Here is a 12,403-nt window from a genome sequence, read left to right as displayed (position 1 = left end):
CAACCCCTCAAAACTGCTATTATTGTTATGCCCAACTAATCAAGCTCTCGAGTCGTTACTCTAATCCCACCATGGGGTAATACAATGACTTTTACACCATCGGCACTTTCTGAAACGGTGTGGGCTTTAGAATAATGTTTAACATTAATCTTTTTATCATTCTTAATAACGTTAATATCCGGTGATTCAGAGGGCCTAACACTAATATTGATAGGAATATACTCCTCTGTATCTCTTTCAATTAATCTATTTCCTATTGAATTAGCTCTTATTTTCTCAAGCATTTCCACTTTCTTTGTCAGTATATTTATTTGATCAATGTAATCTATCGAGTAAGCGTTATCTTCTTTTTCATCAGTACCTGGGCCGACACTCACTTTAACTTCTTGTTTAGGCTTTGCTTGAGTTAATATCGTTTTAGTGGCATCTGGATTTTCAGACATCCATTTTGCAACAACTTCAGCCTGCTCATCAGGCACCATTAACAATACCTGAGTCCCCTCTAATCGCTCAACTTCTAACAGTAATAGGTTGTTTTTATGTCTAGTATCTAAATATAAGGAAGCTAAGGTAAATACTGCGACAGAAAGTAAAAGAATAACCACAATGGAGAAAGTGCTCGATTTCTCCTTAGACCTAGCCATTAAATGATTCTCGTAAAATAGCATCAGCCATCTGCTCTAATCCAATTGATTGACTAGAAATGCCTGCGGCTGTTACTGCTTGCGGCATCCCGTATACTATGCAGGATGCTTCATCTTGTGCCCAGATTGTTGCTCCTGAGTTCTTCAACATTCGTGCACCTTCTCTACCATCTGCTCCCATTCCGGTTAACACAACAGCTAACGTGTCCTTACCCAGTATTTTGGATACCGAAGCAAATGTAATATCTACCGAAGGTTTATAATTCATATCCTCACTACCTGCGACAACTTTTAATCTCCCATGAGTACCAGCACGATCTAACATCATCTGCATTCCTCCTGGAGCGAGATAGGCATGACCTGCTTTCAACTGATCTCCAGAAACAGCTTCTTTTACTTCAATTTTGCATAAAGCATTTAATCGAGATGCAAATGCAGGAGTAAAAGCTGCTGGCATATGTTGGATCAATAAAATAGGATGAGGATAATTTTGTGGAAACTGAGTCAGTATTTTTTGCAACGCAACAGGTCCCCCTGTCGAGGTACCTATTAACAATATTTTATATTTTCTACCTGAAGCACGATTTATGATATTAGATTTAGGCGCAATAGGAGCATTACCCGCAGTACGGGGTAGTGGCGTCGTACTCTGAGGTCGAGATAAAGGCGTTGAAGTTGGTTTGGTAACAGGTCGTGTTATTGGCCGGTAAACTCTCCTGCGCCCAATGGTTTTTATTCTTTGTTGTAAAAGCCGAATGGCTTCATCTTTATTGGTTGCAATGTCCTCAAAACGTTTTGGCAAAAAATCTAATGCTCCCGCCTCTAACGCATCTAAGGTTGCCTTGGCACCATCATGTGTTAACGACGAAAACATAAGAATAGGGACAGGTGTTTTAGCCATTATTTCACGAACAGCAGTAATGCCGTCCATGACTGGCATCTCTATATCCATGGTAATGACATTAGGCTTAAGATCTGCGGCCATTTTAACGGCTTCAGCCCCATTGACGGCTGTTCCAATGACTTCTAGGTCAGGGTCTTTAGCAACAATTTCACTAACCCTTCGACGAAAAAAACTTGAATCGTCAACAACGAGAACTTTAATGCTCATTCAATTTCCTATCCGCATATCGTTTTATTTTTTTGCGTAATTACTTAACAAACCAGGAACATCAAGGATTAATGCTATACCACCGTCAGATGTGATAGTTGCACCAGCCATCCCTGGAGTACCATGTAATAAGGTCCCCAAAGGCTTAATAACTACCTCTTCTTGTCCAATCAATGAGTCAACGACAAAACCTATTTGTGTCATACCGAGTTGAACAATGACCACATGACCATGTGCCTTATCGCCATGCACTAAGGCACTAGGATTTCGACTCAACCAATGTTCTAAATAAAATAATGGTACAGCTTTCTTTCTAACTATCACGGTCAATTGACCATCGACTATATTCGTTTTGGTTAAATCTAAGTGAAATATCTCACTGACACTTGATAATGGCAATGCGAATATTTGTGTAGCAACTTCAACCATCAAGGTCGGCATAATGGCAAGTGTTAACGGAACCTTAATCTCTAGAACTGTCCCTTTGCCTTTCAATGAATCGATGTGAATTGTGCCATTTAGTTGAGCAATACGCGTCTTAACGACATCCATACCCACACCGCGCCCTGAAATATCAGAGATCTCAACTTTGGTAGAGAATCCGGGAGCGAAGATTAAATTATAAGCTTCAGTATCTGACATTCGTGATGCTGTCTCATCATCCAATACACCACGACTGATAGCAATCTCTTTTAATTTCGCAGGATCCATCCCGGCACCATCATCTTCAATCTTAAGTAAGATGTGATCACCTTCTTGGCTCGCAGAAAGTGTGATAGTACCGGTCCTTGACTTACCTGTTGCTTCACGCTCATCAGGCATTTCAATGCCATGATCAACTGAGTTTCTCACTAAGTGAACTAAAGGATCTGCCAATGCTTCTACAAGGTTTTTATCCAGATCAGTATCTTCACCGATCATGTTAAGATTAATTTCTTTTTTCAGCGTACGAGCCAAGTCTCTAACGACCCGAGGAAATCGACCGAACACTTTTTTAATGGGTTGCATGCGAGTTTTCATCACCGCACCTTGCAGATCGGCAGTCACCAGATCTAAATTAGCTAGCGCTTTAGACATCTCTTCATCTTCACGAGCAATGCCAAGACTAAGAAGTCGGTTTCTCACTAAAACTAATTCACCAACCATATTCATTATCTGATCTAAACGTGCAGTGTCGACCCTAACGGTTGTTTCGGCTTGCGGCATACTGGTTGCGGCAGGTTTAGATTTGGCCTTCGCTTTAGGTACCGGAGCGGCTTTCGCAACGGGGGCTTCTTTAGCTGTTGAATTGGCAGACACTACTTTTTTGGAGGTTGCTTGCGCCTTTTTTTCTACAACAACCGTTGGTGAACTTACATTTGTTGCTGAACCTGAACCATGTAGCTCATCAAGTAATTTTTCAAACTCATCATCGGAAATGTCATCAGAATCAACCGGAGTAGCTGGAGCTTCTATCGCTTTTGCAGCGGATTCATCTGACTTAAACTGACCTGAACCATGCAGATTATCAAGTAAGGATTCAAATTCATCATCAGTAATATCACTGCTCGAGTTTGATTCAGCACTTTGATTTACCGATGGTTGATCTCCAGCGCCAGCACTACCATGAAGTGCATCAAGCAGTGCTTCAAACTCTGACTCGTCTATTTCATCTATATTGCCATTTGTATTGTTGGAAACAGGCTCTTCATCAAATAGATCAACGCCAGTATCGCTTGCCGCGACCTCGTCAAATAACTCTGTTGATGTATCTATCTCTGGTGTTGCTTCTTGCTCCGAATTAGCCCCACCTTCATTAGGGAGTAACTGACCCGCACTAAGCAATTTTAGATTAGCCAGTAATTCAGGATCAGCAGAGTCTTGTTGTTCACCTACTTGTGTTTGTGCAAACATTGAGTTGATGGCATCCACAGCATGCAAAATAATATCCATCAGTTCTGCAGAAACACCACGTTTTCCAGTGCGAAGCAAGTCAAACGTATTCTCAGCTTCGTGGCACACATCGACCATAGGATTCAAGCTTAAAAAACCAGCCCCCCCCTTAACCGTATGAAACCCTCGAAAGATAGCATTGAGCAACTCAGTATCCTCTGGATTATTTTCCAAAGTAACTAACTGTTCTGATAAAAGCTCTAAAATTTCACCTGCTTCTATCAAAAAATCCTGCAGTATCTCTTCATCAACATCGAATGACATTAACTTGACTCCTAATTAGAAACCTAGACTCGATAGCAAATCATCAACTTCATCTTGACCTGCTACGACATCTTCTCGTTCCTCAGCGTTCACAATTGGCCCTTCAGCTTCAATACCCGTTACCGCAACTGGTGAACTATCTTCAACCGCCTGCTCACCAAATACGGTCAACATAGAAACTAGATTATTCTCAACTTCTCTAACTAGGTCGATCACTCTGCGAATGATCTGACCAGTTAGATCTTGGAAATCTTGAGCTAATAATATTTGATTTAGTAAATCTTTAAGGCGAATTGAATCGAGTTCGCTTTGTTCAACAAATTGCTCAACATCATGGCAGAGGGTTTTAAATTCAGTCAGTTCAATATCCCGCTTCATGAGTTTGGCCCACTTCGGCTTTACTGACTGTATATTTGTAGTAAGTACATTTGCTAAAGGCAAACATTCCTCTACTGCATCCATGGTTTTATTTGCCGCTTTTTCTGTCATGTCAATGACATAGTTTAAGCGTTCTTTTGCGTCAGGGATCTCGGTGCTCGCCAAAACAACCAGTCTATCATCAACTTGGAAGTCAACGATGGCACTGTGTAACTGTCGAGTAAGTCTTCCAACCTCATCGAATAACTCTTTTTGAATAGGCGTTGCGATCTCTCTGATCAACTCGTCAGCTTGCTCCTGCTCACCTTCAGTAAGCAGGTCCACAAGTTGCGTAGCTTGTTCTAGCGAAATTAATCCTGATGTAATAGCCTGCATAGCACAACCTTGATTAACCGAGTCGTTCGAAAATTTTGTCTAACTTCTCTTTCAATGTTGCAGCCGTAAATGGTTTGACAACATAACCATTCACACCAGCCTGTGCCGCTGCGATGATCTGTTCCCTTTTAGCCTCTGCTGTCACCATTAATACGGGAAGATGTTTTAATTCATCGTCAGCGCGAATGGCCTTCAATAGATCAATGCCCTGCATACCTGGCATATTCCAATCTGTGACGACAAAATCAAAATCGCCTTTTTGCAGCATGGGTAATGCTGTGGAACCATCATCAGCTTCTTGAGTATTGTTAAAACCCAAGTCTCTTAACAAGTTCTTGATGATACGTCTCATTGTTGAGAAATCGTCAACAACGAGAATCTTCATATTCTTGTCCAAAGTTTCCTCCGCGGAGCTCTAATTATTACGTACGTGATCGTTATTATGTGTCCAGTGCTTAAGTTTAGCTTTTAGTCTGAGCATTGCCTGACTTAATATCTGACTTACCCGTGACTCACTAACCTCAAGAATGGCCCCAATCTCTTTTAAATTTAATGCTTCATCATAATAAAGCGACAAAACTAACCCATCTCTTTCAGGCAATAGTTTAATAGCTGCCACCAAGGCCGTATGAAACTCAACATCTACAATTGATTCAAATGTATCATCTTGCTGACCTTCAGCATGACTAATAACATCAACCGACACACCAAGATCTTCAATGCCGATCACTTTCCCAACTGAAACATCATTAAGAATATGGTGGTACTCATTTAGCGATATATCAAGTTTTTGAGCAATTTCAGAGTCTTTAGCATCTCGACCTAGCTCTTGCTCTAACTCATCAATGACCTGAGCAACACGCCTTTGATTTCGATGCACCGACCTTGGAACCCAGTCTCCGCGGCGAATTTCATCAAGCATTGAACCGCGGATCCTAATTCCGGCAAAGGTTTCAAACTTCGCCCCCTTACTACCATCAAAATTTGTAGAAGCTTCGAGAAGCCCCATCATACCGGCCTGCAACAGATCATCGATTTGAACCGATGCTGGTAAGCGGGCTAAGAGATGGTGAGCAATTTTTTTTACCAATGGAGCATACTGTTCAACGATAGAAGCTTTATTATCCAAACAAGTATACGCAGCGGTTTTACTCACTCGCTCTGTCCTCTTGGTATTCAGGTTTCTGTACTAATCGTTCAACAAAAAACTCTAAATGCCCCCCTGGTTGCTGCGGGATTGGCCAGCTAATAATTTTATTAGCTAAACCATGATAGGCAATCGTTGCTGGTGACTTTGGAAAAGCTTCAACTACTAATTTTTGCTTACGCACAGCTTTTCGCAAGTTTTCATCGAATGGAATTGTAGCAACCAATTCTAATGCGACATCTAAGAAGCGATCTGTAACTTTACTAAGCTTAGCAAAGAGTTCCATACCTTCCCGTAAACTTCGCACCATATTGGCAACTATTTTAAAGCGAAAGACTCCGTGCTCTCGGCTTAATATCTTTATTAGCGCATAAGCATCTGTGATAGAGGTAGGTTCGTCACACACAACAACCAGTACATCCTGGGAAGCCCGCGAAAAACTCAGCACCATGTCTGAAATCCCTGCTGCGGTATCCACTATCAGAATATCAAATTGTGTGCGCATCTCGCTAAATGCTCGAATAAGACCAGCATGTTGAGCTGAAGAAAGCTCTACCATAGCTTGTGTCCCTGAGGTAGCAGGAATGATACCAATACCTTTGGGACCACGCACAATAATATCATCCAGATCCACATCACCAGACAAGACATGAGATAAATTACGCACGACACGAAGTCCAAGCATAATATCCACATTAGCTAGTCCTAAATCAGCATCTAAAACTAATACTCGCTTCCCTTTCTCTGCCAGTGCCACAGCAGTATTTATTGATACGCTGGTTTTACCAACGCCACCTTTACCACCAGAAACGGCGATTACTTTTACTTTTTCGTTATAAGGTTGATTCATCATACGTAAACCACTTGCTTGATCCCGAGTCATTACTTTACTCAAATGCATAGGCCTTTTCATCAGACCGTTCACAATTCTGTGTTATTACTTGCTCTTTCCTGTTTAACACTGACAATGCTTTATTAGCTAAAGCAAATGTATCAGCGACTTGCATATCTTCAGGAACCCTTTGACCATCAGTAACATAACTTAATGGTAACCCACTTTGTATCAATACGCTCAATGCAGGAGCTAATGAAACCGATTCATCGAGCTTTGTTAACACAGCTCCCGAAAGAGGAATTCGTTTAAATTGTGCCACTGCATCTTCTAATACCCTTCTTTGTCCTGTAGCAGACAGTACCAGATAACTCCTAATAGGTAATCTGCTATTTGCAGCTAAATTATCAAGTTGCTGAAAAAGTCTCACATCTCTTTGTCCCATTCCCGCTGTATCTATCAATACTAGCTTGCGATTACGAAACTGATAAAGAATTTGTTCCAACTCATTGAGATCATGTGCTTGCTTAACTGGACACCCCATTATTTTGCCATAGGTTGCCAATTGCTCAAAGGCCCCAATACGATAATGATCGGTTGTTATCAACGCAACTTGATCCGCACCATGATGCGCAGCAAACCGTGCAGCTAATTTCGCAACAGTCGTTGTTTTACCAACTCCTGTTGGCCCTACAAAAGCCACAACGCCTCCTTGCCTGACAATATCATCACCTTGATTATCAAGCATATTAGCTAAACAACGGGGTAAAGCTCTAACTAACTCTGCTGGTTGGTAGTGCTCACTCAAATCTGATAATTTAGTCGCTACTATAGGAGAGAATTCAGCATCTAACAGTTTACTTTCCAGCATGGCCCCAACAGGATTGACCCGACTTTTCTGCTCAGACAATAATGAAGTAACCTGATGAGTCAATAAATTGCGTAAAGAAGCGAGTTCTTCACGCATTGCGTCCATTTCATGGTTCGTATTGTTCTTGCCATTTGAGTTGCTTCTCTGACCATATTGTGACGGCTTGATTTCAGGAGCAGCTTGCTTCATCTGAGGCGCTTGTAAACCCTTTGCCCAATCAGGCATCTCCAATTCATCGCTTTTACTCGTTGCCTGTTGATTCACTCTACTTTGCTGTCTCTCGAGTAAAGCTTGTAATGAATCTGCTGCCGGAGCTGGATTAACCTTTGTCTCTGATCGAACAGGTCTTTTAAACCCTAAAGATATTTTTTCTTCTGCCAGTTCCATAAAAGTTGGCGCGGTCGGTTTATTGAGCACTTTTTGCAAATTAGGTTTCGGTTCATCGTAGTCAACCGCAGCGACAATCTCAATGCCACCTGTCACTTTCTTATTTGACATAATGACAGCCTCTGAACCTAAGGTCTCTTTAACCTGAGCGAGAGCTGTACGCATATCTTTTGCTAAAAATCGTTTAATTTTCACTTACATGCCCTCTACTGGCCAACAGCAGATACAATTCTAATCTGCTTTTCATCGGGGACTTCCTGATAGGAAATAACCCTTAAGTTAGGAATAGTATGTTTTACAAACCTTGATAAGGTTGAACGTAACATACCAGAGGTAAGTAATATTGCCGGTTGGCCTATCATCTCTTGCCTTTGGGACGCATCTTCTAAAGACTTTTGCATTCGCTCGGCTAGGCTCGGCTCAATATTGGGACCTTCTCCCCCTGTCGCTTGCATAGATTGATGCAACATCTGTTCCAACTCTGGTGCCAAAGTAATGACAGGTATTTCGATTTCTGGCCCACTTATCTCCTGAACGATCATCCGCTTTAATGAAATACGTACAGCTGCTGTAAGCACCTCAGTATCGGCACTCTTAGGCCCATACTCTAATAGCGTCTGAACGATGGTCTTAAGATCCCGAATAGATACCCCTTCGTTCAACAGGTTCTGCATCACTTTAACGACAGTCCCTAGTGGCATGACATCGGGAATAAAGCCATCGACAAGCTTAGGAGAGTGCTTCTTCAGCATGTCCATTAGCTGCTGAACCTCTTCGTAACCTAGCAATTTAGCAGCATTATTGGTTAGCAGTTGACTTAAATGTGTTGCCACAACAGTGGCGGCATCAACGACTGTGTAACCTAGTGATTGCGCATGTTCTCTCAGCTCTGGTGCTATCCACACCGCTTCTAAGCCGAAAGCTGGATCTTTGGTCTCTATACCCTCTAATTTGCCGTAAACCTGTCCAGGGTTAATGGCCAGCTCGCAATCATATCGAATATCAGCCTCTCCAGATGCTACCCCCATCAAGGATATACGATAGCTATTTGGAGAAAGATCCAAGTTATCTCTAATGTGCACAGCAGGAACTAAAAAACCTAACTCCTGGGAGAGTTTCTTACGCACACCTTTAATACGGCCTAACAATTCACCGCCTTGCCCTTTATCAACCATAGGGATCAATCGGTACCCCACTTCTAGTCCGATAGTATCTACGTGTTGCACATCATCCCAGCTCAGCTCTTTTGGTTTAGTGTCCGCAGTTTCAGTTAAAGGTCTCTTGGCTAACTCTAATGCTTGAGTCCGTTTAGTCTCTTGCTTACGATAAAGAAAATAAGCGATAGAAGCCGTTATCGCTCCAAAGGAAAGAAAGGCAAAATGTGGCATACCCGGCACTATTCCCATAACCAAGAGTACACCCGAGGCAATTGCGATAGACTTGGGACTGTCAAACATCTGACTCATCATCATCTGGCCCATATCACCCGATTCATTTTGGCGTGTTACCATTAACGCCGCCGCAATGGATAATAATAGCCCAGGGATTTGAGCAACAAGCCCGTCTCCAATGGTCAATAACGTGTATATTTCCGCCGCAGTGGAAAAGTCCAAGTCATGTTGAACCATACCGATCACGAACCCACCTAAGATATTGATAACAAGAATCATAATCCCAGCAATTGCATCTCCCTTTACAAACTTTGATGCGCCGTCCATTGCGCCATAAAAATCAGCTTCTTTGGTTACTTCAGCGCGACGAATTCTGGCTTGCTCTTGGTTCAAAACACCAGCATTTAGATCGGCATCGATGGCCATTTGCTTACCAGGCATGGCATCCAATGTAAAACGAGCACTCACTTCTGATATTCGACCAGCACCTTTAGTCACAACCGCAAAGTTAATAATAATTAAGATCAAAAATACCACGAGCCCAACGGCATAGTTACCACCTATCACCACAGAACCGAATGCTTCAATGACTTTACCTGCCGCATCGCCACCGTTATGTCCCTCAAGGAGCACAACGCGAGTGGATGCAACATTCAACGCCAACCTCAACAAAGTAGCAACAAGTAATACACTCGGAAAAGCTGCAAAATCTAAAGGCCTGTTGGTGTAAATCGATACGAGTAAAATGACAAGAGCAAGTGAGATATTAAAAGAGAATAAGATATCAAGAATAAATGCGGGTATAGGCAAAATAATCATAGCCAAGCCTGCAAGTACAAGCAATGGGGTACCAAGACCCTTAAAGTGAGCAGATTTGATATTTCTAAATTGACCTAGTTTTGCTTTAACATCCATTAAAAAGAGTCCAAACTTTGACATCTAAATCTAATAAAGCAATATTTAAGCCAATATATGAATATGTTCAATAAGGTTTGATTTTATTAATATTTTAAATCATCAGGAATAGGTTGGTTAACAGGGATCTGTGTTGGTCTTCTTCCTCCACGCTGTTGATATTGGCGCAACTGAAATACATACGCTAACACTTGTGCAACAGCAGTAAATAGGCCTTCAGGGATCTCCTGATCGATTTTCGTTGTGTGATAAATAGCTCTAGCTAGTGGTGGTGCCGAGACGATTGCTATCTCATGTTCACGGGCTATTTCCCTAATTTTAAATGCCACATCATCAACCCCTTTAGCCAGAACATAGGGGGCTGTAGACTTCATCGCATCATACTTAACCGCGACGGCATAATGTTCCGGGTTCACAACGATAACATCGGCGTTAGGCACTTCACTCATCATCCGTCTTTGCGCCATCTCCCTTTGCAACTGTCGCAACCTCCCCTTAACCTCAGGCTTACCTTCCGTATCTTTATATTCGTCTTTAATCTCCTGCTTAGTCATCTTTAATTGCTTATTATGATTCCAAATTTGAAAAGGTACATCGATAACAACAATCACTAGCGTTGAAGCACAAAGTAAGATGAACATCCACGCGAGCAGATCTAAAGAGTGATAAACGTTTCCGGGAAGATGTTCACGTGAAAGCGCTAAAATATCATCAAAATAATAGCTAAGTAGAAAATACGCCGATAAAGCCACCACGGAAAACTTTGCTATGCCTTTGGTTAATTCAACCAAAGCTTGCACACCAAACATTCTCTTAAAACCTTTTAGGGGACTCATCTTATCAGCCTTTGGCATAAACGCCTTAACTGAGAAAGTGAGCCCTCCAAGCACGATGTTACCAATAAATGCCACCACGGCCAGAAAGGCAATTAAGCTCAACATCGGAAATGCTAACTCGGACCCAATAAACGACCAAATCATAAACATCTCATTGGTATCGAATATTTGTGATCTCTCTTGGCTAAAAAGAGTTGTCATGATTAAGGCTAACGCTTTAGCAATCCCAGGTCCTACCATCACAAATCCAACCGCTGAAGCAAGTAAAACAGCTGAGGTACCTAACTCTTTTGATCGCGCAACCTGACCTTTCTCCCGCGCTTGTTCGCGACGTCTGGGGGTTGCCTCTTCGGTTTTTTCTTGACTACTGTCATTTTCAGCCATCATTTACCGCCAATAAGTCGTCAGTCATTAGAACATTCCATCGACATTACACTGGAGTTCTACCACATCACACAGTAGCAATTGAGCTTCTCGCCATATTGCGCCGATATGTACACCATAATGAGTGCCATTAGAACATTCCATCGACATTACACTGAAGTTCCACCACATCACACAGTAGCAGTTGAGCTTCTCGCCATACCGCGCCAAAGTGTTCCATAATAGGTGATAACGTCAACCAAAGAATAAATAAGCCCGTAACCATAGTAACGGGAAAACCTATGGCAAAAATATTGAGTTGTGGAGAGGCGCGTGTCATCACACCAAAAGAGAGGTTAATCATTAGTAGCGCCACAATTGCCGTCATCGACATGGTTAACGCCGCACCAAACATATAAGCGCCCCACTCTGCCAACATCTTATAGCTTGTGATACTGATACCTTGATCAGATATTGGGATCGTATCAAAACTGGCCACCAACATTCTAATCAATACTAGGTGCCCATCTACCGCCAAAAATATCATGGTTGTTAACAGCAAAAAGAAATTACCGATCACGGGTGTTTGCTGACCCGATGAAGGATCGACCATAGAAGCGAAACCTAGGCTGGTCTGCATACCAATAATTTGTCCCGTTAACACAAAGGTTTGCATAACTAACAGAGTGACAAACCCCATCGCCACACCAATAACAATCTGTTGAAAAGTAATAAAAGCGGAGGATACTGAAAAAAGATCGACATTTTCGACAGGGGGAAGTACCGGAGCAATAGCGAAAGTTATTGCCATTGATAGCAGTACTCTCACTCTCACTGGCGTCGTATTAGCACCAATAATGGCCATCGCCATCAACATACTGGCAACTCTAAATAGGGGCCACATATAAGATGCTATCGTGTCCATTAGAGTCCCAATTAATACTTCCATAATTAAGA

At 42.1% G+C, this 12,403-nt stretch carries 11 protein-coding genes; all 11 read right to left on the bottom strand.

The features are described 5' to 3' along the window. Positions 1–35 precede the first annotated feature (35 nt). Complete coding sequence (locus tag HWQ47_RS09385; RefSeq protein ID WP_269970872.1) at positions 36–644, bottom strand: hypothetical protein; 609 nt, start codon at positions 642–644, stop codon at positions 36–38. Further along, positions 637–1,755 carry a protein-glutamate methylesterase/protein-glutamine glutaminase gene (locus HWQ47_RS09380; RefSeq protein ID WP_269970871.1) on the bottom strand — a complete coding sequence of 373 codons (1,119 nt, stop codon included), beginning with the start codon at positions 1,753–1,755 and terminating at the stop codon, positions 637–639. The genes HWQ47_RS09385 and HWQ47_RS09380 overlap by 8 nt, the downstream gene beginning before the upstream one ends. A 24-nt stretch (positions 1,756–1,779) precedes the next feature. After that, on the bottom strand, positions 1,780–3,951 hold the full coding sequence (locus HWQ47_RS09375; RefSeq protein ID WP_269970870.1) for a chemotaxis protein CheA: 2,172 nt from the start codon (positions 3,949–3,951) through the stop codon (positions 1,780–1,782). A gap of 15 nt (positions 3,952–3,966) precedes the next feature. Then, complete coding sequence (locus HWQ47_RS09370; protein ID WP_269970869.1) at positions 3,967–4,704, bottom strand: protein phosphatase CheZ; 738 nt, start codon at positions 4,702–4,704, stop codon at positions 3,967–3,969. Positions 4,705–4,717: 13 nt separating this feature from the next. Continuing rightward, positions 4,718–5,101: a chemotaxis response regulator CheY gene (gene cheY, locus HWQ47_RS09365; protein ID WP_012143382.1), complete on the bottom strand. Its 384-nt coding sequence runs from the start codon at positions 5,099–5,101 to the stop codon at positions 4,718–4,720. Between the two features lie 18 nt (positions 5,102–5,119). Continuing rightward, a complete protein-coding gene (locus tag HWQ47_RS09360) occupies positions 5,120–5,860 on the bottom strand; it encodes an RNA polymerase sigma factor FliA (protein ID WP_269970868.1) in 741 nt (246 codons plus the stop codon). Continuing rightward, positions 5,853–6,734: a MinD/ParA family protein gene (locus HWQ47_RS09355; protein ID WP_269971713.1), complete on the bottom strand. Its 882-nt coding sequence runs from the start codon at positions 6,732–6,734 to the stop codon at positions 5,853–5,855. The genes HWQ47_RS09360 and HWQ47_RS09355 overlap by 8 nt, the downstream gene beginning before the upstream one ends. A gap of 4 nt (positions 6,735–6,738) precedes the next feature. Continuing rightward, positions 6,739–8,136, bottom strand: a complete 1,398-nt coding sequence (gene flhF, locus HWQ47_RS09350; protein WP_269970867.1) for a flagellar biosynthesis protein FlhF — start codon at positions 8,134–8,136, stop codon at positions 6,739–6,741. Positions 8,137–8,147: 11 nt separating this feature from the next. Beyond that, positions 8,148–10,247, bottom strand: a complete 2,100-nt coding sequence (gene flhA, locus HWQ47_RS09345) for a flagellar biosynthesis protein FlhA (protein WP_269970866.1) — start codon at positions 10,245–10,247, stop codon at positions 8,148–8,150. Between the two features lie 86 nt (positions 10,248–10,333). Continuing rightward, entirely contained in the window at positions 10,334–11,467 is a 1,134-nt protein-coding gene (flhB, locus tag HWQ47_RS09340; protein ID WP_269971712.1) for a flagellar biosynthesis protein FlhB, read from the bottom strand. Positions 11,468–11,597: 130 nt separating this feature from the next. Continuing rightward, positions 11,598–12,395 carry a flagellar biosynthetic protein FliR gene (fliR, locus tag HWQ47_RS09335; protein WP_269970865.1) on the bottom strand — a complete coding sequence of 266 codons (798 nt, stop codon included), beginning with the start codon at positions 12,393–12,395 and terminating at the stop codon, positions 11,598–11,600. Positions 12,396–12,403 lie beyond the last annotated feature (8 nt).

This window comes from Shewanella sp. MTB7 (assembly GCF_027571385.1).
Taxonomy (GTDB): Bacteria; Pseudomonadota; Gammaproteobacteria; order Enterobacterales; family Shewanellaceae; genus Shewanella.
The sequence above is the reverse complement of the archived record's forward strand: the minus strand, read 5'-3'. Positions and strand labels throughout refer to the sequence as shown.